The 20,316-nt window shown below is 61.7% G+C and carries 18 protein-coding genes; 10 read left to right on the top strand and 8 right to left on the bottom strand.

Annotated features, from left to right (window positions below; all coding sequences use genetic code 11):
- Positions 1-72: 72 nt before the first annotated feature.
- On the bottom strand, positions 73-867 hold the full coding sequence (locus X728_RS140190) for a L,D-transpeptidase (RefSeq protein ID WP_023705536.1): 795 nt from the start codon (positions 865-867) through the stop codon (positions 73-75).
- A 176-nt stretch (positions 868-1,043) separates the two neighbouring features.
- Between X728_RS140190 and X728_RS140195 the strand changes: the two genes are divergently transcribed.
- Positions 1,044-2,516, top strand: a complete 1,473-nt coding sequence (locus tag X728_RS140195) for an MATE family efflux transporter (protein ID WP_023705537.1) — start codon at positions 1,044-1,046, stop codon at positions 2,514-2,516.
- Positions 2,517-2,519: 3 nt separating this feature from the next.
- On the opposite strand, the gene X728_RS140200 is transcribed toward X728_RS140195, so the two are convergent.
- Positions 2,520-3,728 carry an MFS transporter gene (locus tag X728_RS140200; RefSeq protein WP_023705538.1) on the bottom strand — a complete coding sequence of 403 codons (1,209 nt, stop codon included), beginning with the start codon at positions 3,726-3,728 and terminating at the stop codon, positions 2,520-2,522.
- Positions 3,729-3,881: 153 nt separating this feature from the next.
- Here X728_RS140200 and X728_RS140205 point away from each other — a divergent pair, with 153 nt between their 5' ends.
- Positions 3,882-4,457 (top strand): TMEM175 family protein, encoded by a 576-nt coding sequence (locus X728_RS140205; RefSeq protein WP_023682120.1) that lies wholly within the window; start codon positions 3,882-3,884, stop codon positions 4,455-4,457.
- A gap of 12 nt (positions 4,458-4,469) precedes the next feature.
- On the opposite strand, the gene X728_RS140210 is transcribed toward X728_RS140205, so the two are convergent.
- Positions 4,470-4,751 carry a hypothetical protein gene (locus X728_RS140210; RefSeq protein WP_023668298.1) on the bottom strand — a complete coding sequence of 94 codons (282 nt, stop codon included), beginning with the start codon at positions 4,749-4,751 and terminating at the stop codon, positions 4,470-4,472.
- Between the two features lie 131 nt (positions 4,752-4,882).
- On the opposite strand from X728_RS140210, the gene X728_RS140215 reads away from it, so the two are divergent.
- Positions 4,883-5,749, top strand: a complete 867-nt coding sequence (locus tag X728_RS140215; RefSeq protein ID WP_023682121.1) for an SDR family NAD(P)-dependent oxidoreductase — start codon at positions 4,883-4,885, stop codon at positions 5,747-5,749.
- 26 nt (positions 5,750-5,775) lie between these two features.
- Here the strand turns inward: X728_RS140215 and X728_RS140220 are convergent, their stop codons facing one another.
- The 3 genes from X728_RS140220 to X728_RS140230 all read right to left on the bottom strand — a co-directional run bounded on the left by X728_RS140220 (position 5,776) and on the right by X728_RS140230 (position 7,810).
- Positions 5,776-6,207 (bottom strand): low affinity iron permease family protein, encoded by a 432-nt coding sequence (locus X728_RS140220; RefSeq protein ID WP_023750938.1) that lies wholly within the window; start codon positions 6,205-6,207, stop codon positions 5,776-5,778.
- Positions 6,208-6,589: 382 nt separating this feature from the next.
- A complete protein-coding gene (locus X728_RS140225; protein ID WP_023733062.1) occupies positions 6,590-7,231 on the bottom strand; it encodes a DapH/DapD/GlmU-related protein in 642 nt (213 codons plus the stop codon).
- Between the two features lie 60 nt (positions 7,232-7,291).
- On the bottom strand, positions 7,292-7,810 hold the full coding sequence (locus X728_RS140230) for a CreA family protein (RefSeq protein ID WP_023753104.1): 519 nt from the start codon (positions 7,808-7,810) through the stop codon (positions 7,292-7,294).
- A 182-nt stretch (positions 7,811-7,992) separates the two neighbouring features.
- Here X728_RS140230 and X728_RS140235 point away from each other — a divergent pair, with 182 nt between their 5' ends.
- The 3 genes from X728_RS140235 to X728_RS140245 all read left to right on the top strand — a co-directional run bounded on the left by X728_RS140235 (position 7,993) and on the right by X728_RS140245 (position 11,473).
- On the top strand, positions 7,993-8,568 hold the full coding sequence (locus X728_RS140235; protein WP_023697009.1) for an SCO family protein: 576 nt from the start codon (positions 7,993-7,995) through the stop codon (positions 8,566-8,568).
- Positions 8,569-8,650: 82 nt separating this feature from the next.
- Positions 8,651-9,523 (top strand): 50S ribosomal protein L11 methyltransferase, encoded by an 873-nt coding sequence (locus X728_RS140240; protein ID WP_023832876.1) that lies wholly within the window; start codon positions 8,651-8,653, stop codon positions 9,521-9,523.
- Positions 9,524-9,628: 105 nt separating this feature from the next.
- Entirely contained in the window at positions 9,629-11,473 is a 1,845-nt protein-coding gene (locus tag X728_RS140245; RefSeq protein ID WP_023832875.1) for an aminopeptidase P family protein, read from the top strand.
- Between the two features lie 155 nt (positions 11,474-11,628).
- Here the strand turns inward: X728_RS140245 and X728_RS140250 are convergent, their stop codons facing one another.
- Both X728_RS140250 and X728_RS140255 read right to left on the bottom strand, forming a co-directional pair.
- A complete protein-coding gene (locus tag X728_RS140250; RefSeq protein WP_023690882.1) occupies positions 11,629-11,925 on the bottom strand; it encodes an AzlD family protein in 297 nt (98 codons plus the stop codon).
- Positions 11,922-12,650, bottom strand: a complete 729-nt coding sequence (locus X728_RS140255; protein ID WP_023832874.1) for an AzlC family ABC transporter permease — start codon at positions 12,648-12,650, stop codon at positions 11,922-11,924. Before X728_RS140255 ends, X728_RS140250 begins: the two co-directional genes overlap by 4 nt.
- A gap of 116 nt (positions 12,651-12,766) precedes the next feature.
- Here X728_RS140255 and X728_RS140260 point away from each other — a divergent pair, with 116 nt between their 5' ends.
- From X728_RS140260 to X728_RS01000000167230, 4 genes are all read left to right on the top strand, one after another.
- Positions 12,767-13,525: an SDR family oxidoreductase gene (locus tag X728_RS140260; protein ID WP_023688040.1), complete on the top strand. Its 759-nt coding sequence runs from the start codon at positions 12,767-12,769 to the stop codon at positions 13,523-13,525.
- 735 nt (positions 13,526-14,260) lie between these two features.
- Complete coding sequence (locus tag X728_RS140265; RefSeq protein WP_081732497.1) at positions 14,261-18,553, top strand: RHS repeat-associated core domain-containing protein; 4,293 nt, start codon at positions 14,261-14,263, stop codon at positions 18,551-18,553.
- Positions 18,554-19,593: 1,040 nt separating this feature from the next.
- Positions 19,594-19,857: a hypothetical protein gene (locus X728_RS1000000171130; RefSeq protein ID WP_196815110.1), complete on the top strand. Its 264-nt coding sequence runs from the start codon at positions 19,594-19,596 to the stop codon at positions 19,855-19,857.
- The coding region (locus X728_RS01000000167230; RefSeq protein ID WP_196815109.1) for an RHS repeat domain-containing protein at positions 19,832-20,316 on the top strand (485 nt) is incomplete at its 3' end. The genes X728_RS1000000171130 and X728_RS01000000167230, both read left to right, overlap by 26 nt.

Genomic DNA, 20,316 nt, shown 5'->3' with positions numbered 1-20,316 from the left:
ACGGAGAGGCGGACGCGCCCGGCGCGTCCGCCTCTAACCGTTTGTCGGCGATCAGCGATGCCGTGAAGGCACCTATTTCAAAATCTCCGCATCCCTTGGCACGCCGGCATCGATCGGCTCGGCGGTCCGGCTTGACACAGCCATGATCTTGCCCGCGGCCGACAGGTTCGGGCGCACATAGACCTGGGCTACGCCGTTGACCCGGCTGTAGAGGTCGATGATGTCCTGGTTCATGAAGCGCACGCAGCCTGACGACGCGTTCTTGCCGATGGAATCCCATTCCGGCGTGCCGTGCAGCCGGTACATCGTGTCCTTGCCGTCGCGGAACAGATAGAGCGCGCGCGCACCGAGCGGGCTCTGCGGTCCGGGCGGCATGCCGTCCTTGTATTTCGCCAGTTCCGGCCGGCGCTGGATCATTTCGGGCGGCGGCGTCCACACCGGCCATTTCTTGCGCGCCTGGATCACGGCGCTGCCGGTCCAGCCAAACCCGGCCTTGCCGAGGCTGACGCCATAGCGCATTGCCTTGCCGCCGTCGCGCACCAGATAGAGAAAATGCTCGGATGTATCGACGACGATCGTGCCGGGTTTTTCGCCGGTCGGATCGTCCACGATCTGGCGCACGAATTTCGGATCGAGCTTGGCGACGGGGATTGCCGGCAATGAAAAGCCCTCATCGACGCGCGCCGAATACATGGTGGCGGCATCGCCGAAAGCGGGCTCGGGTGCGGGTGCCGGCGCCGGCGTCGGCGGTACTGCCACATCAGTGGTTGTGCAGGCCGAAAGTGCCATGGCAGCGGCACCCAAAGCGGATGCTCCCAGAAACGCGCGCCTATTCAGGCGCTCGGAAAATAATGGATTGTCGGACATGATCCCCCCGGTTTGCGGCCCCTCGCGGCGATGACCCATAGCCCATTACGCAAGCTTTGAGAACCTGATCGCCTCAGCCGCGTTAAGCGTGATGTTCCGATGCCGCATCGACCTTGTCCGTTAAATCGGCGATCATTGCCGGGCGGACTTTGAGATGAACCTTCGCCGAACAGCCCATGGACGAAAAAATACCACCGCGCCGGCGCACCGGCGATCTCACCAGCGGCCCAATCCCTCGCACGCTGCTGTTGTTCGCGCTTCCGGTGCTCGGTTCCAATGTGCTGCAGTCGCTCAACGGTTCGATCAACGCCGTCTGGGTCGGCCGCTTCCTCGGTGAATCGGCGCTGACGGCGACCTCAAACGCCAATCTGGTGCTGTTCCTGATTCTCGGCACCGTGTTCGGGATCGGCATGGCCGCGACCATCCTGGTGGCGCAATCGGTCGGCGCCCGCGACCTGCCCGAGGCGCGGCGCATCGTCGGCACCAGCGCCAGCTTCTTCTTCCTCGTCTCGGCTATCTTCGCCGTCTGCGGCTGGATCTGGGTCGACGCCATCCTCAACACACTGGGCACCCCGCCCGATGCGCTGCCGCTGGCGCGCTCCTATCTGCGTATCATCTTCGTCGCCGTGCCGATGATGAATCTTCTGTCCTTCGTGATGACGGTGCTGCGCGGTGCGGGTGATTCGCGCACGCCATTCTTCTTCATGGCGCTCGCCGTCGTGCTCGACATCATCCTCAATCCGCTGCTCATTCGCGGCATCGGCCCCTTCCCCGAGCTCGGCATCGCCGGCTCCGCCACCTCGACGCTGATCGGCCAGACAGTGAGCGTGATCGCCATCCTCGTCGTGCTTTATGCCAGAAAGCATCCGCTGCGGCTCGCCGGCGCCAACCTCGCTCTGCTGCGGCCGGATCCGGCGCTGCTCAGGATCGTCGTCTTCAAGGGCGTGCCGATGGGCCTGCAGATGATCGTCATTTCGGCGGCGGCGCTGACCGTCATGGGCATCGTCAACTCCTACGGCTCGCAGGTCGCCGCCGCCTACGGCATCGCGGCGCAGCTGTGGACCTATATCCAGATGCCTGCACTGGCGATCGGAGCCGCAGTCTCGTCGATGGCGGCCCAGAATGTCGGCGCCGGGCGCTGGGACCGCATCGGTCGCATCGCGGCGTCCGGCGTCGGCTTCAACCTGGTGCTCACCGGCGCCCTGGTGGCGCTGCTGTTCTTCTTCGACAGGCCGGTGCTCGGCCTGTTCCTCAGCGGCGACAGCACCGCAATCGACATTGCAGCCCACATCAACAAGGTGGCGTCCTGGTCGTTCATCCTGTTCGGCGTCACCATCGTGCTGTTCGCCACCGTGCGCGCCACCGGTGCCGTGATGCCGCCGCTGATCATTCTGGTGATTTCCGTGCTGGTCGTGCGTACCGGCTTTGCCTACTTCTTCAGGACCTACATCGGCGAGGAAGCGCTGTGGTGGAGTTTTCCGGCGGGATCGATCACCTCGCTGGTGCTGGCCGCCGCCTATTATCGCTTCGGCCGCTGGCGCACCATGCACATGATCGAGGACCGGCCGGCCGCCGGCGAGCCGCCCGACACCGGCCTCGGCATCCCGCGCGGACGGGCAAACATGGCGCCCGAGACGCCAAACGGGTGAGGCTCAGCGCGCGTATTTGACGCCGAACCCCAGCGCTACGACAGAGAACAGCGTGATCATGCCGGCGAACGCCAGGCTTGCCGTCGTCGGAGTGGTCCAACTCGACAGCAGCCCAATGCCGATCACCGGCAGCGCATTGCCGCAGAAGCAGCAGATGAAGAACGCCGACACCAATTCGGCGCGACGCTCGGCAGGTGCGATCTGGTTCACCACCTGCAGGCCGCCGCGATAGCCGAGCGCCGCCGCCACGCCGCACACAGCGGTGGCGGCAACCATCAGGGACATCGACGCGAAAAACTGAGCAGCAACCATCAGCCCTACGGCCGGGATCATCAGCGCCAGCGCGGCCAGCATGCCGGCGCGGCTGGACAGTCGGGTCGTGGCCAGAATGGTCGCGGCCGCAACGATCGACAGTTCAAAGAACAGCGCGCCGGCCTCGGCATGGTTGGCCACATGCAGTTGCTGCGCCAGGATGCTCGGCGCCAGGGCTGCATAGAAGCCGACCAGCGCCATGGCGCCGAAACCGGTGACCGCCGGCGCCACGAAGGCAGCGCGGATATCGCTCGGCACCGATAGCCGTGGCCGCAACGAAACGTCGGTCAGCCTGCCCGGCCGGGACACGGTTTCGCGGGTACGCCAGATCAGCAGCGTCACCACCACCAGCAAGGCAAGATAGACCGCAAACGTTAGTCTCAACGGCCAGGGCGCATATTCGGCGAGCAGGCCCGATGCCAGCGCGCCGAGGCCAAGGCCAACGAAGTTGGTGCTGGTGGCGATGATTGCCGCGCGCGATTTGTCCTTACCTTCGATCAATTCGGCAAGCCAGGCCGTGCCGGTTCCCGCGCCGACGCCGATGCCAAGGCCGCTCAATATGCGGGCGACATCGAGCCATGCGACATTCTCGGCCAGCAGGAACACCACCGCGCTGACCACCGCTATGGCCATCGACGCCAGCGCCGCAGGACGGCGGCCAATGCCGTCGGACAAGCGCCCAAACATCAGCAATGCGCCGAGATTGCCGACGACATAGACGGCGTAGACCAGCGTCAGCGTGATCTGCGAGAAACCGAAGGCCTGCTTGTAGATGACGTAAAGCGGCGTCAGCACCGTGCTGCCGGCGAACAGCGCGGCGATCATGGCGGCAACCGCGGCCATCGCGGGCCGGCCATCGAGTCCGTTGTCGCGCGTCGTGGTCTCGGCATAGCTGGTCATGGCAACCTCCGGCCAATCGCCCAACGCCCAATTGCGCCCCAACGTCCATGTAAGGATGGCCGTTCCACGCGCCGAACTTCATCCTGACAACCTTGTCAGGATGGTCTTGCCCGAAGTCCTCGCTTAACGTCTTTCCATCGAGAGGGAGAATCCATGGGAAAAGGTAGAGTCGAGGCATTCACCGATGGGGTGGTCGCCATCATCATCACCATCATGGTGCTGGAGCTGAAAGTGCCGCATGGCGAGGATTTTTCAGCGCTTCTGCCGCTGTGGCCGATCTTTTTCAGCTATGTCTTGTCGTTCATCAATGTCGGCATCTACTGGAACAATCTGCACAACATGTTCCACACCGTCCAAAGGGTCGACGGCCGCGTGCTGTGGGCCAACCTCAACCTTCTGTTCTGGTTATCGCTGATGCCGGCAACGACGGCCTTCATGGGCGAGAACCATTTCGCGCCGGTCCCCGTCGCCGTCTATGGCATCGACCTGGTGCTGTGCGCGGTCGCCTACACCTTTCTCGCCACCAAGCTGCACCATTTGCACGGCAACGACACCGCCTTCGCCAAGGCGCTGGGCAATGACCGCAAGGGCAAGATCTCGGTGGCCCTCTACGCCGCCGCCGTCCCGCTTGCCTTCGTCAACCAATGGATCGGCGTTGCGATCTTCGTGCTGGTGGCCGCCGTCTGGTTCGTTCCGGACACGCGTTTTTCGCGGGTGCTGGAAAAGTAGCGTAGGACGCCTCTACTTGCGCATCGCCTTCAGCTTTTCGGCAACCGACGCGGCTAGGTCGGCATAGCGCTCCTCCAGCCGCTCGGCCGCCTTGATGATCGAAAAATCATGGCCGAATTTTTCCAGCGCCATGCGCAATTTCTCGACGAACTCGGCCTGTTTTTCGAGTGCCGAAAACAAGGTCTTCACCTGCGCTTCGCTTATGTCCGGATTGGCAAGCATCTGTGGCACCTCGCGGCCCATCTGGTCGCCGGTGGCGGTCTGCTCCTTCAGGATCGCAACCCAGTCGGTCAATCGGCAGTCTCCTGTTCAGCCGCAGCATGCACAGCCGCCGTTGATGCGGTCAACCCGAACACGCGGGACGGCCTTGCACGATGCGCGTCCCGCGCTAAGTTCGGCGCCACCCGAACCCTAGGAAAAAGATCATGACCTCCGACGCCGAAATCCAATCCGCTTTGCCCGCCCTCAGCCGAGGCAACGTCGCCGTCATCACCGGGGGCGCCAGCGGCATCGGGCTTGCCGCCGCCAAAAGGCTGGCGGCTATGGGCATGAGACTGGTGCTGGCCGACATTGGCGGCGCGCGCCTCGATGCGGCCCGCCAGGCAGTCGCCGCGATCGCCGGCGAGAATGCCGTGCTTGCGGTCGCCACAGACGTCTCGAAGGCCGACGAACTCGGCCGGCTGGCGGAAAAGACGCATGCCGCTTTCGGCGCCGTATCGCTGCTGATGAACAATGCCGGCGTCGGCAACAATCCGGGAAAACCGTGGGAGAACGGCGACGCCTGGAAGCGGCTGATCGACATCAATTTCTGGGGCGTCGTACATGGCGTCGAGGCCTTTGCGCCGGCCATGCTGGCCTCCGGAGAGCCGGGCCTGATCATCAACACCGGCTCCAAGCAAGGCATCACCACGCCACCCGGCAATCTCGCCTACAACGTATCCAAATCGGCATTGAAGACGTTCACCGAAGGCCTGGCGCACGCATTGCGCAACGAGCCGGGCGCGAAGGTCGCGGCGCATCTTCTCATTCCCGGCTTCACCTTCACCGGCCTCACCGAAGGAGCGGTCGAAAAACCCGCTGGCGCCTGGACCGGCGAGCAGGTGGTCGACTTCATGCTGGCTTCGCTGGCGCGCGGGGACTTCTACATCCTGTGCCCCGACAATGAGGTGATGCGGCCGACCGATGAAAAGCGCATGGCCTGGGCGATCGGCGACATCATCGAGAACCGGCCTGCTCTCTCGCGCTGGCACCCCGACCATAAGGACGCTTTCGCGGCCTTTATGGGAAACTGATCGTCGAACTCAGCCAAAGCCGAGACTCAGGCGGGCGCGCGTTTTTTCGCGGTGCGCTTTTGCGCGACGGCCTTCTTGCCCGCCAGTTCGGCGAGCTCGTGGTCATGGCGTTTTGCCGCCCGCTCGCATTTGTCTCTGATCTCCTCGACCTCGGATTCGGTCAGGTGCTCGATGCCGATGAAATGATTGTGGCCCTCGCTGACGCGGATCAGTTCGTCGAGCTTGGCCTGAACCGCGGCGCCGTCGCGGTTCTGGGTGTTCTGAATCAGGAACACCATCAAAAAGGTGATGATCGTCGTTCCCGTGTTGATGACGAGCTGCCACGTATCGGAGAAGCCGAAGAATGGCCCGCTTACCGCCCAGACGATAACGATGGCGCAACAGGCGATGAAAGTCGGCGGCAGGCCCGCCAAGTGCGAAACGGTGTTGGCGATTCTGGTAAACAGCTTTTCGATCATTCACATCCTCAACCGTTCAAAGCGCGACGAGCTGACCAAGGCCGCATTCATCGCTCCAACAATAAACAACCGGCAGCCGCTTCCGGTTCCCTGTCGCAGAGGGCATCGCTGGTGCAATTGTATGCACGCCAAAGGCGCAGCGCCGTGAAAAGCCGCCTTATCGGTTTGTTGCCATTAGTCACCATGCAGGCCAAAACCTGTTCGTTCCGCTTCACGGCGGATTTGTCTCCAAGCCCCTTCCGCTGCGCCACCCCCGCATGGCGGAAGGGGTCCGTTGCGTTGCCGCAGACCGGCGGAACTCTTCCCGACACGTGCCGTTCAGAATTTTGGCGCCAGGATTTCGGCCAGCCAGTCGATGAAACCGCGCACGCGCGGCGAGCTCTCAGGAATGCTCTTGCTCCCAACGATCGAGGAAATCCTCAATCGGCAAGGCCTGCATGTCGGGAACCGCTTTGGCGAGTTTCTCCGGCGGCCAGTCCCACCAGGCAAGGCTTTCGATCCGCGCCGCGATCTCGGAGGGAAAGCGCATGCGCAACGGCTTCGCCGGTACGCCGGCGACGATTGTGTAGGCCGGCACATCCCGCGTCACCACCGAATTGGCGCCGATGATGGCGCCATTGCCGATGCTGATCTCGGGCATGATGACGGCGCCATGGCCGATCCAGACATCATTGCCGATGCCGACCGCCTTGGCCTGCCGCCGCGCGCGGAACGCCGCGTCGACGCCCAGCCAGCGGAAATACTCGTTCGGCCGGTAGCTGAGCTTGTGCTGCGTGATCCGCTCGATCGGATGCTCCAAGGCATTGATGCGGCTGTTGGCGGCGATCGAGCAGAATTTTCCGATCGTCGTGTAGATCGCCTCGGCGTGGCGCTCGAAATAGGAGAAATCGCCGACATTGACCTCGCGCAGCACCACCCGTTCGCCGATCGAGGCATAGCGGCCAAGCTTGCACGCTTTCAGCTCCGCGGTCGAATGGATGCGCGGCTCGGGATCTTTCAGGACGAGGTTTTCGGTACGGTCCATCTGGCGGATTTACCCCCGCGCAATTGCGGAAGCAATTGTCGCGTTGCGCCCGGAGGATCGTTATTTCGGCTTGCCGCCGGTCCACACCACGTTCTGGCCGAACAGCGGCACGGTCGTCACCGACATTTTCGCCGAGCCGTCCTGCACTTGGCGCGAATGCGAGAGATAGATCAGCGTCTCGTTCTTCTTGTCGTAGATGCGGTTCACCACCTGCTTCTTCCAGATCAGGCTGATGCCTTGCTTGAACACCTCTTCGCCGCCCTCGCTCATGTCGATGTCGCCGATGGTGATCGGCCCGGTCTGGCGGCAGGAGATCGAGGAATCAGACGGATCCTCGAACCAGTTGCCCTTGTGCAGCCGGTCGATGACGCTGCGGTCGAAATAGGAGACATGGCAGGTCACGCCGTCGATCTTGGGATCCTTGATCGCCTCGACGATGATGTCGTTGCCGACCCAATCGACGCCGACCTTGCCGACTTCCTCTGCCGCTGCGGCACCGGCGCCAAGGGCAATGCATGCGGCCAGCGCGCCGCCGATCAGTTTCTGCCCAATCCGTCTCTGCCCAGTCCGTCTTTGCAAGGGAGCCTCCTCAGGTTCAGTTTGCCGGTCTCAGGTGGGATAAGGGCCAGCTGTTTGCAAGGTAGCGCCCAGCCCGGTTGCGGCAACGCGGCATCTTTGCCTTGCCCCCTGCGACCGGCTAAGACTGCCGGCAGAGAGGCGCCGATCCGGCGCTCGATGATTTCTGCTACGGACAATTCCTGATGATGCGTTCAATTCTGGTCGGCATTCTCGTTCTGATGGCGGCGGGCATCGGCTGGCTCACCTTTGACTTCTATCGCGGCCACTATGGTGGCGAACCGTATGGCGCGCCATTCACGCTGGTCGACCAGAAAGGCGCGCCAATCACCGAAGCCGCCTTCCGGGGAAAACCCAGCATCGTCTTCTTCGGCTTCACCCATTGCCCGGAAGTCTGCCCGACCACTTTGTTCGAAATGGCCGGCTGGCTGAAGACGCTGGGCGACGACGGCAAGAACCTCAACGCCTACTTCGTTACCGTCGATCCAGAGCGCGACACGCCGCCTGTGATGAACACTTACGTCAGCAATTTCTCCGACCGCATCGTCGGCATATCGGGCGATCCCGACAAGGTGCACGCCATGGCGAAGTCCTTCAACATCTACTGGAAGAAGGTCGACACCGGCGACGGCGATTATACGATGGACCACACCGCCTCGGCGCTGCTGCTCAATGCCAAGGGCGAGTTTTCGGGCACCATCGCCTATGGCGAAAGCGCCGATACCGCGATTGCCAAGCTGAAGCGGCTGGCAGCAGGCTAGGCATGATCCCTAAATGTGGAATCCGGTTTTCTCGGACAGAAAAGTGTTGTCCAGAGATCATGCTCAAGCAAGAGACCAACTGATGGGTCAGACCAGGCTCCACTTCATCGCTGGGAAGATCGAGGCCGACCGCATCTTTGCCGCGCTCGAGCCGGCTTTCGAGGATGAAGGCCTGCCGATCGCCGTGCTCGAACTCGATGAAGACCGCGACATCTACGAGGTTTCGCTCTACACCGACGGCAATGTCGACGCGGTTGAGGCGCGGCTAAGGGACAGCCTTGCCGGACTGTCCCTGTCGAAGCCGATCGAGCGCGAGGTTCTGCCCGATATCGACTGGGTGGCGCGCTCGCTGGAGGGACTGAAACCGGTGCGCGCCGGACGTTTCTTCGTCCATGGCGCGCATGACCGCCGGAAGCGCCACAGCGGCGAACTCGCCATCGAGATCGAGGCTGGCCTTGCCTTCGGCACCGGCCATCACGGCACCACTGCCGGCTGCCTCGAAATGCTGGAACGGGTCGTGCGCCGCGAACGTCCCAGGAATGCCCTCGACCTCGGCACCGGCAGCGCGGTGCTGGCGATCGCCGTCGCCAAACTGGCGCATATTCCGGTGCTGGCGACCGACATCGATCCGATCGCCGTCAGGGTCGCCGCCGCCAACGCCCGCCTCAACCACGTCAAGGCGCTGGTCGAAACGGTGACGGCGCCCGGCTTCCACCACCCGATCTTCGGCAAGCGCGCGCCTTTCGACCTCATCGTCGCCAACATATTGGCGCGGCCGCTGATGCGGCTGGCGCCTGAGATGGCGAGGCACATCAGCCTCGGCGGCTCGATCGTGCTGTCCGGCATCCTCGGGCGCCAGTGCAATGCGGTGATCTCGGCCTATGTCGGCCAGAATTTCCGCCATGTCAGGACCTTGCACCGCGAAGGCTGGGTAACGATCCACCTCAAGCACTGAGACGCAACGCGCTTTGGACCAATCCGAGCCTGTTGCGATTGGCGAAAATCGATTCCGGTTTTCCGGGTCATGCGCTACGGTCACGCCCGATACAGGAGGCATACCATGTTCCAGACCTTCGATTCCGCAGGCGACCCCAGCGTCGGCAAGCCGCGCGTGACGTTGCTGCGGCGATGGCTGGCGGATAATGGCCTCGACGGTTTCCTGGTGCCGCGCGCCGACGAGCACCAGGGCGAATATGTCGCCGATCGCTCGGCGCGGCTGAAATGGTTGACCGGCTTCAGCGGCTCGGCCGGCGTAGCACTTGTGCAGCGTGACCGCGCCTTCATGTTCGTCGATGGCCGCTATACCTTGCAAGTGCGCCACGAAGTCGATCTCGACATTTTTGCAATCGAGAGTCTCGTCGACAACCCGCCGGCCTCCTGGATCAAGGACAATCTCGGCAAGCGCGCCAGGCTTGGCTTCGACCCCTGGCTGCACACGATCGCTGAGGTCAAGGCGCTGAAAACCTCGGCCGAGCAATCCGGCGCGACGCTGGTGCCGCTCGACAGGAACCCGATCGACATCATCTGGAAGGATCAGCCGGCACGGCCCGTGGCGCCGGTCGAAATCCACCCGATCGGCTTTGCCGGGGAACTCGCCAAGGACAAGCTGGCGCGGCTGGCGGCGGTAATCGGCAAGGAGGGCGCGTCGCACGCCGTGCTCACCGACCCCTCCTCGATCGCCTGGGCCTTCAACATCCGTGGCGGCGACGTGCCGCACACGCCGCTGGCGCTCGGCTTCGCGATCCTTGCCGCCGACGGCAAGCACCAGCTGTTCATGGACCAGCGCAAGTTTTCGCGCACGGTCGCCGCCTATCTCACCCAGCTTGCTGATTTGCACGAACCCGGCGAGTTCGAAGCGGCGGTCGCAGCCCTTGCCAATGGCGGCGCCAAGATCGCGCTCGATCCGGTGCTGGCGGCGGAAAAGCTGAGAATGCTGGTCGAGGACAATGGCGGCGCATTTGTTTCAGCGGCCGATCCCGCCCGCATTCCGCGCGCCACCAAAAACCCAGCGGAAATCGCCGGCAGCCGCGCCGCGCACCGCCGAGACGGGGCGGCGGTGGCGAAACTGCTGTGCTGGCTGGAACGGCAGAAGCCGGGCACGCTCGACGAAATAACCGTTGTCACCAAGTTGGAGGAAACGCGCCGGCAGACCGGCGAGGAAACGCAGATGCCGCTGCGCGATGTCTCCTTCGACACCATTTCCGGCGCCGGGCCGAACGGCGCCATCATGCACTACCGTGTGTCGCGCGCCACCAATCGCAAGCTGGCAAAGGGCGAGCTGTTCCTGCTCGATTCCGGCGCCCAGTATCAGGACGGCACCACCGACATCACCCGCACCGTGCCGATCGGCCAGCCGACCGAGGAGATGCGCGAGCGCTTCACACTGGTGCTGAAAGGCATGATCGGCATTTCCACGCTGCGCTTTCCCGCCGGCACGCGCGGCTCGGAAATCGACGCAGTGGCGCGCATGGCGCTGTGGAAGCATGGCTGCGACTTTGCCCACGGCACCGGCCATGGCGTCGGCTCCTATCTGGCGGTGCACGAAGGGCCGCAGCGCATCGCCCGCACCGGCACCGAAAAGCTGCTGGCCGGCATGATGCTGTCCAACGAGCCCGGCTATTACAAGGAAGGCTCCTACGGCATCCGCATCGAGAACCTGATCCTGGTTACGCCTGCCGAACAGGTCGAAGGCGGCGACATTGCCATGCACGGTTTCGAGACGCTGACACTGGCGCCGATCGATGTCAGGCTGATCCGCACCGACCTGCTGACGCGCGAGGAGTTGCACTGGCTGGATACTTACCATGCCGGGGTGCTGGCCGAGATCGGCCCGATGCTCGACGGCGAGACGCTGGCCTGGCTGGAGAAGGCAACAGCGCCGCTACCGCACGACGCCAAGATTTGAAATGAGCTTCTTTCTCCCCGTCACTATACGGGGAGGTGAGGAGCGGTCCGCGAAGCGGACGAAAAGCCAATTGCTTGGCTTTTCGAGTGACGAACGCCCGGCAGGGCAATGAGGGGCGGCGCCGACAGTTCGAAACTGTTCTGCCGGCAGGCGCCCTATGCCACAAACTGCCGCGCTAGGATCAGCACCACCGCCCCTGCCAGAAACATCGCCATCAGGCCGCCACGTAGCGAGACCACAGCGGCGACGACCAGGGCCGCCCATTCCGCCGGTCCGGCGCTGAGTGCGGCGGGCGCCACCAGCGTCGTCAACACCGCCGCCGGCACGGCGTTCAAGCCAGCCTCGACGCGTGGATGGATGTGGTCGAAGCGCGAGATCACCAGATGGCCGCCGACGCGGGTGAGATAGGTGGCGATCGCGCCGGCAATGATGATCCACAAGGTCGCGCTCATCGTTTTGCCTCCACACCGCTATGGTGCGGCGGCAGGATGACGGCCAGAAGCACGCCGGCAACGGCGCCGATGGAGACGTGCCAGGGCGAGCCCACAGTTTTGTAGGCAATGATCGACGCCGCGGCGCTGGCGATCACCACCGGCAGCCACAGCGGCCGCTTGCGAAAGCCCATGACCAGCCCGAGGAAATAGATCGGCAGCAGGAAATCGATGCCCAGGGCATGCGTGTCGGGGATCAGCTTGCCGAACACCGCACCCAGCGCGCTTTCAATCCCCCAGAACACATAGACCGGCAGGCCAAGGCCCATGTACCAGGCAAAGCCGACGGTCTCGCCGGCTTCGGCCCTGCGCTCGGCCACCGCGAACTGCGGATCGGTGAGCACGAAATAGCCCAGTGCTTGGCTGATAACCGGCCAGTGCGCGATTCGCCGGCCGATGGTGGCGGAGTAAAGCACGTGACGGAAATTCACCGCGAAGATCGACAGCACGACCAGCCATGGCGCGACATGCTGGCCGAACAGTTCGATGCCGACCATCTGGCTGGCGCCGCCGAAGATCAGCGCGCTCATCAAGAAAGCTTCGAGAACGGAAAAGCCGTTGTCGACGGCGATGGCGCCGAACAGCAGCCCAAATGGCGCCGCAGCGACAACCACCGGCATCGACAGCCGCACGCCGTCCCAGAAGTCGCTGGCCACGGAATTTTCGCTTAAGGTCTCTGCCGACATGTCACATTCCCATCTCGCGCTGCTATGTAGGAGCCGGCGTTTGAAAAGTCAGACGAATTCGCTTGAGCCAACAAATCAGCGAAACTGATGTTGTAAAAACAAATGAGGGGGTTCGGATGATCGCTTATGATTTCACCGGCAGGCACGCGGTCGTCACCGGCGCCGGTGGCGGCATGGGCGAGGCGATCTCGCTGGCGCTGCTCGAGGCCGGCGCCTCGGTCACCGCCATCGACGTCAAGCCGCGTCCGGCGTCGCTTGCCGCCTATGACGACCGGCTCACCTTTGCCCAGGGCGACCTCACCGACGCCGCCTTTGTCGAGCAGACCATCAATGCCGCGGGCCGCAAGCGCGGCGGCATCGATTATCTCGCCAATGTCGCAGGCGTGCTCTGGTTCGGCCGCGACAAGTCGGCCCTCGAGATGGACCTTGATGTCTGGGACCAGGTCTTCAACATCAATCTGAAATCCTTCGTCCACACCGCGCGGGCGGTGGTTCCCCATATGCGGGCCGGCGGACGCGGCGGCGCCATGGTGCACTTCTCCACCATCCAGTGGTATCGCGGCGATCCGACCCCGCAGGATGCCTACCAGGCATCGAAGGCCGGCGTCTGTGCGCTGTCGAAGTCGCTCGCCATGCAGTTGGCGGGCGATGGCATCCGCTCCAATTCGATCTGCCCGGGCATGGCGTTGACGCCGCTGCAGGCGCGATGGGATACCGAGGAGAAACGCGCTGCCGTTGCCAATTATGCGCCGCTCGGCCGCATCGGCACGCCGCAGGACATGGCCAATGCCGCGCTCTTCCTGCTTTCCGATGCGGCAAGCTACATCACCGGCATCGAGCTCGCCGTCGACGGCGGTCTTTTGATGCGGATGTAGCCGTGCAGTGCGCCGGGCTAGCTAGATTCTGTCGCTCGATCGAGCGGAATACTCAGACATTGTTAACCAGAATGGAGCAGACCAAGTAATGTGGTTAGTTGGATATACCTAGTTATATATATTAGGTAATGCTGAACTTTGTTCTAGTTGCCCGCAGAGAAGATACCTGCTAACCTCAATTTGTATACGCTTAGCCATAATACGAATCACCTGTTGCGAACTCCGTTAAACGGGATCGTTGATAATGGGGTATATAAGTATTTCCTATTGAGATTACGGTTGATCGCTTCCGTTTTCTACAACGGATCTTGCATGTATTGGAAATGAAGTAGACTTCACTGAAGCATACAGGGATATTAGGATCGCGATGAAGATATTGCGTCGGATTTCTCTCAGTATCGGGTTGGCTTCGCTTGTGCTCTCGGCTGCATATGCTGAGTCGTTGCCGACGACGTTGCCCAAGGTAACCGACCCCAAGCCAGCGACGACGCCCGCCGGGCAGCAATCCAACGTTGCGATATTGCCGCTGCCAAACAAAGCAACCGGCAGCGAAAAGCCGATGCCTAAGTCGGCGGGACCGAACAATGCCTCGGCGGCTTCCAGTACTGCAGCGCGGGGCCTTCCGGAGACTCCGATACAACCTTCCCCGACTCAACAGTAGTCGACAGCTATCGAATTGGCGCGATTGCCCCTATCCGATCTGGGCAATTTCTTGGATTTATACAGGGGGCAACCATGCATGCAGCATTGAGTTTGATTTCGATCAGATTCAGCAACTGGGCCATTGGTCTTATCTGCGCGCTGACTGTTCTGGCCACCTCGAGCGCTAGCATGGCCAGTGGCTGGGGCGGTATCGTCCCGGGTAGCAACGATTACAACCATCCGGTCCTCTATCCAACCCCAGGCGAGGCCTGCTCATCGGTTCAAAACAGTTACGTGCCCAACTTCGGCTTTCAGGTCTATGGCCTCATCGCGGTGACGGCATGGCCCGACAGTACCGACCCGAGCGATGGCACCATACACTCGGCCATGGGATGCAAGATGAGTGCTGGCGCTAACGGCACTCCGACGATCGTCGTCCTGCTGGGGTGCGACGGAACTGACAAGGGGGCCCAGGGGGCCTGCGTCCCATCCGACTACCCCAAAACGGCAGAGCCGCTGTGCGGGGGTAGTCTTGGCACGCCGGGATCCTGCCCTACGGTGGGCGACCCGGTCTCCCTCTCGTCTGGCGCCAAGGTGGAGATGGTCACCGACTACACCAGCGGCGGGGCCTATCCAATTGAGGTCAAGCGTTACTACCGCAGCATGATGATGCCTCCTTCTGGCTCCAACGATGGCATGGGCGGTGTGTGGCAGATGGACATCCTGGGGCGGCATGTCGAGATAGTCTACCCTCACTACAACATGATCATCCGCCGTGAGGATGGGGCTCGGACCCGCTTCATGAATACGATGTATCAATACGATCCGAATGCATTAGGCGTCTGGAAGGCGCTCACCATCGAAGGTCAGTATAACAACAACAACGAGCTATATCACTACAGCACGCCCGATGCGCGCGATAAAATCGTTGAAGAAACCCTGGGGACCTACAAGTACACGGACGAGAACGACCGGACCGATACTCTGGCGCTTGTGAACGGCGCCTATATTGTGACGCAGACGACCTGGAAGGGCGGCTACATCCGGAACTACACCTACGACGGCGGCAACCACCTGACCGGCTTGACCGACAGTCTGGGCCGTTCGGTGACCTTCACCTGGACGGGCAACGTCGTGACGCAGGTGGTTCTGCCAGACGGCACTAAGCTGCAGTACACCTTTCAGCAACAGTCAGTTGGGGGCGTATCGGTCCCGGGCACGGAGCTGCTGACCCAGGTCACGCGGCGCAAGGCCGACAACACGTTGATCGATTCCACGACTTACGAATACGACCGCGGCACGACGTCGACGCCGCTGCTGACTGCGGTGAAGGACACCAACGGCGCGGTGATCGAATCGACCACCTATGACGCCCGCGGCCGTGCCCTGACCGCCCAGCGCGCTGGCGGCGCTGACTACACCAGCATCGTCTACGACGACGTCAACGACAAACGCACGGTAACCAATGCGCTCGGCCAGGTGAGTGTCTACACCATGGTCCGGCCCGCCTTCGTCTTCATCCCTATCCCGACGGTGTTCGAGCTCTCCAGCGTCGCCCGCCAGGCAAGCGCCACCGTGCCGGCCGCGACCCTGACCCAGACCTACGACTTGAACGGCTTCCTGTCGCAACGGGTCGACTTCAATGGCAAGATTTACAACTTCACCAACGACAGTGCCGGCAACGAAACAAACCGCGTGGAGGATGCGGGCACCGGTGGACTGGCGCGGTCGGTAACTACAACTTGGTCGACCACCTTCAAGCTGCCCACTCAGATTGTTGCGCCCAACCTGACGGTCGATCTGACCTACGATGCCGCGGGCCGGCTGACGCAGCGCAAAGAGACGGACACCACCATTGCCCACAGCCCGCCATCCCGCACCTGGACCTACACCTGGACGACCGCGGGTCTGCTGCAAAGCGTGACGGGTCCGCGCACGGATCTGACCCAGACGACCAGCTACACCTACGATACTGCCGGCAATCTGGCTACCGTCACCAACGCTCTCAGCCAGGTGACGACGATCCTCTCCACCAACTCCATGGGCCTGCCGACGTCGACTAAGGACCCGAACAACGTCATCACCAACCTGACCTACGATCCGTTGGGCAGGCTCCTGACCGCCATAGTGCAGGGCCCGACACCGGCGACAACCACGTTCACCTATGACGTCAATGGCCTTCTGACGTCGCTGACCACACCGGCGGGCGTAACTTTGACCTACGGCTACAATGCGGCCCATCAGCTGACCTCGATGACCGACCAGGCTAGCAACCAGATGGTCTTCACGCTCGACGCCTTGGCCAACCACCTGCAGACACAGGTGGTCAACGGCTCGTCGCAGGTACTGATGACCAACAGCGCGACCTTCGACTCGCTGGGTCGTCTGCTGACCAGCATCGGGGCCGCTAACCAGACGACCGCCTACCAGTACGACGGCAATTCCAACCGGACCAGGATTACCGATCCCCGCAATGCCGCTACGCAGAACGCGTTCGATGGCCTCAACCGGGTTAAACAGGTCACTGACGCGCTGAACGCGGTGACGCAGATCGGCTATGACGGACAGAACAACGTCACTTCGATCACCGACCCCAGGCTGCACCCGACGACCTATACCGTCAACGGGTTCGGTTTTGTGACGCAGGTGGTCAGTCCCGACAGCGGCACCACCATCTACACCTACGATTTGGCCGGCAACATCCTGTCGCGAAAGGACGCCCGCAGGATCACGGTGAACTACACCTACGATGCGCTGAACCGGATCAAGACCCGGACCTCTCCTGCTACAGCGCTCAATGTCAGCTACACTTACGACGCCACTGCTGGCGGCAATTACGGCGCGGGCCGGCTGACCTCGCTGACCGACGCCGCCGGGTCAGCCAGCTTCACCTATGACGCTTATGGCAATCTGGTCAGCGAAAATCGGACAATCTCCTCGGTGCAGTATACCACCGGTTATGGCTACGACTTGGATAAGAACCTGACCCAGATCACCTATCCCTCCGGGCTGCTCGTCAGCTACCAACGGGATGCGCAAGGCCGCGTCGTTGGCATCACAAGCAAGCTGAACGTCACGGCTTCGACGGTGACGCTTGCCTCGGGNGACAGCTATACCTATGATGCCGCCGGCAACCGGCTGACCCGTTCGCTGGTCAACGGGGGAGCGACCTCGACCACCTACACCTACACGAGCACCAACACCCAGCTCGCCCAGGCGGTGACGGGATCGACGACACTCAAATACGCCTACGACGCCAACGGCGCGCTGCTCTCGCGCAAGCTCGGCAACACCACGCAGCAGGCATACACCTACAACGATGACGGCCGGCTGGCGACGGTGGCGGGTGTCACGCTGAAGTACAACGCCTTCGGCCAGCGCCAGACCTCGACCGTCAGCGGCGGAGGCGGCATCTTCATCTTCGGCCGGAATGGGCTGCTGCTCGCCGAATACACCCCGCTCGGCGTGCTCATGAGGAACTACATCTATCTGGAGGGCAAGCCGTTCGCCATCGAGAACCTGGCCGGCGATGTCTTCTACATCCTGAATGACCAGGTGTCCCAGCCGCAGAAGATGCTGTACGGGTCGCCCGCGGCCGTCGCCTGGCAGCGTGTCGCCGGCATCTTCGGCAACACCGTCTCCCAGCCGGTCGGCGCCACCAGCGCCAATCCGCAACGCTTCCCCGGCCAGCAGGAGGACCCGACCAGCGCTCTCTACTACAACTACTTCCGCGACTACGNCAATCCGCAACGCTTCCCCGGCCAGCAGGAGGACCCGACCAGCGCTCTCTACTACAACTACTTCCGCGACTACGACCCAGCCACCGGCCGCTACATAGAGCCAGACCCGATCGGGCTCAATGGCGGTATCAATTTGTATACATACGTCGAAGGGAATCCCACCCGGCGGGTGGATCGGTTTGGGCTCTATACAGAAGCCATCTTCTTCAAGCCCGTTGGCTGGTTCGCCTCATCTTTTGGCCATGTCGCAGTCAATATCAATGGTACAGTCTATTCGTGGAACACGAACGGAATGGCGATTGAACCAAAGGATGACTATCTGGATCGAAACAAGTTCAGGGACGCTTTGGGTTTCCCCTTAAGCTTGACCCACGCTCAGGAAAATCAACTAGAGGGCAGCCTAAGAAGTTACGGAAAAGATCATTCCTATGATAAGTTCTCCTCTAATTGTGCTGATCCACTTCAGCATGGTTTGGAAGAGCTTGGGTATCCGTTCGGGGCCTTCACACCAACACCGTCACAAATCAGAGACAACCTGGTCTTTGACGGACTAGCGAATGGGAATAACTACAACTACTATCCTGCCAATCCAGCCGACAAAGCGCCTTGGTGGGTTCCAAGTGCACCGTGGACTCCATACCAGTAAGGGGGAAGGCTCTGCAAAAACGTGGAATCCTCATTCTCGCTATCATTGCTGCAATTCCTTTGGCGATCGTTGCCGATCAGACATTCGGGAAGGGATTTTCGTGGCAAGATATGGATTGGAACGGTGATGGTCATACCTCGTTTGCAGAGTTCTTTCATGCGTTTGACGTGGGCTCGCGCGAAGTACAAGTAGATGGTAGGCAGTGCAGGGAAGCCTATCTCTTGAAGGATGGCGCGCCGGTTAAGCTACTCTGCCCCTGACAAGGGGCCGATACATCGGGCCGCAGAGGCCTAATTGTCGAAAGTGAGGAGATATAACTCGGTAGCGCCACACCCGGTTAGACCGTCGTTGCAGGCAATTTGTTTGTTGGTACTCCGGTTCGGTGATTGCGGAGGGCAAGCCGTTCGCCATCGAGAACCTGGCCGGCGATGTCTTCTACATCCTGAATGACCAGGTGTCCCAGCCNCAATCCGCAACGCTTCCCCGGCCAGCAGGAGGACCCGACCAGCGCTCTCTACTACAACTACTTCCGCGACTACGCGCCCAGCCACCGGCCGCTACATCGAGCCAGACCCGATCGGGCTCAACGGCGGTATCAATCTGTATGCATATGCTTTAGGCAACCCGGTTAGCCTAATTGATCCTCTTGGTCTTTGGACCGGACAGCTGGGTCTTGCGTTGAATTTCCAATTCGGCCCAGTAGTTGTACAGTTCTCGGCTGGGCTTGCGATTGATGGTACAGGCGCGCTCGGTACTTACTACGCTGCTGGCGGAGGACTTGGGGTGGGGGCAGATGTTTCAGGAGGAGTATCAGTTGCCTACTCGCCCAACGCATGCTCAATTGACGACTTGAACGGTCCCTTCAACAACGTTAGCCTTGGAGGAGGTTGGGGACCGCATGCGTCGGGCGATGGTTTTTTTGGGAAAGGAGCTAACGGTCGATCCATAGCCGGAGCGGGGATTACGCTTGGGGCTGGGTTGGGCGAGGGCGGAGCGGACACAGTTACGACGACCAACGTTACCCCCATTGGGCATATCTGGTGAAACGGTTTGCTGCGGTGCTCTTGATTGCGTTGGGATTGGGTTCCTTTGCATTCCATGCCGGATTGATAGTTTATTACAGCAATGTGCTGCCGCGCGATCCTCGACCTGAATTCGGAAGGACTTACCCAATCAACAATCACGGTACTGTCGTTTATCTAACCGAGTGTGAGCAACCGGAATTGACGTGGCTGTATTTCGCAGCGTTCGCCTTCGCCATCTCGGGCGGAGTGCTTTTTGCGTCAAACAAAAAGAAAGTCTGAAAGTATACACGGCAATGTGGTCAGCGAAAATCGGACAATCTCCTCTATTCAGTATGCAGCCGGATATGGCTACGACCTGGATAAGAACCTGACCCAGATCACCTATCCCTCCGGGCTGCTCGTCAGCTACCAACGCGATGCGCAAGGCCGCGTCGTTGGCATCACAAGCAAGCTGAACGTCACGGCTTCGACGGTGACGCTTGCCTCGGGAGGGCAATACCTGCCGTTCGGCTCGATGAACGCCCTGGCGCAGGGCAACGGCGTGCAGATGACCTACAGCTACGACCAGGATTACCGGTTGACCCGGATCCAGGCCGGCGCCGCTCAGGATCTCACCATCGGCTACGATGCGGCCAGCCACATCGCCAGCCTAACCGATGGGGTGACTCCCAGCCTGACGCAAACCTTCCAGTATGATCTGGTCGGGCGGGTCACGAACGGGGTGGGTACCTATGGCAA

It is taken from the genome of Mesorhizobium sp. L103C119B0, from assembly GCF_000502235.1.
Lineage (GTDB): Bacteria > Pseudomonadota > Alphaproteobacteria > Rhizobiales > Rhizobiaceae > Mesorhizobium.
This window is presented reverse-complemented; position numbering and strand designations above follow the sequence as displayed.

Bases quoted from the DNA above. Each gene is read 5' to 3' on its own strand.
- X728_RS140240 (WP_023832876.1), top strand. From the start codon at position 8,651: ATGGGTCAGACCAGGCTCCACTTCATCGCTGGGAAGATCGAGGCCGAC.
- X728_RS140220 (WP_023750938.1), bottom strand. From the start codon at position 6,207: ATGATCGAAAAGCTGTTTACCAGAATCGCCAACACCGTTTCGCACTTG.
- X728_RS140260 (WP_023688040.1), top strand. From the start codon at position 12,767: ATGATCGCTTATGATTTCACCGGCAGGCACGCGGTCGTCACCGGCGCC.
- X728_RS140250 (WP_023690882.1), bottom strand. From the start codon at position 11,925: ATGAGCGCGACCTTGTGGATCATCATTGCCGGCGCGATCGCCACCTAT.
- X728_RS140215 (WP_023682121.1), top strand. From the start codon at position 4,883: ATGACCTCCGACGCCGAAATCCAATCCGCTTTGCCCGCCCTCAGCCGA.
- X728_RS140225 (WP_023733062.1), bottom strand. From the start codon at position 7,231: ATGGACCGTACCGAAAACCTCGTCCTGAAAGATCCCGAGCCGCGCATC.
- X728_RS140205 (WP_023682120.1), top strand. From the start codon at position 3,882: ATGGGAAAAGGTAGAGTCGAGGCATTCACCGATGGGGTGGTCGCCATC.
- X728_RS140245 (WP_023832875.1), top strand. From the start codon at position 9,629: ATGTTCCAGACCTTCGATTCCGCAGGCGACCCCAGCGTCGGCAAGCCG.
- X728_RS140255 (WP_023832874.1), bottom strand. From the start codon at position 12,650: ATGTCGGCAGAGACCTTAAGCGAAAATTCCGTGGCCAGCGACTTCTGG.
- X728_RS140195 (WP_023705537.1), top strand. From the start codon at position 1,044: ATGGACGAAAAAATACCACCGCGCCGGCGCACCGGCGATCTCACCAGC.
- X728_RS140235 (WP_023697009.1), top strand. From the start codon at position 7,993: ATGATGCGTTCAATTCTGGTCGGCATTCTCGTTCTGATGGCGGCGGGC.
- X728_RS140200 (WP_023705538.1), bottom strand. From the start codon at position 3,728: ATGACCAGCTATGCCGAGACCACGACGCGCGACAACGGACTCGATGGC.
- X728_RS140190 (WP_023705536.1), bottom strand. From the start codon at position 867: ATGTCCGACAATCCATTATTTTCCGAGCGCCTGAATAGGCGCGCGTTT.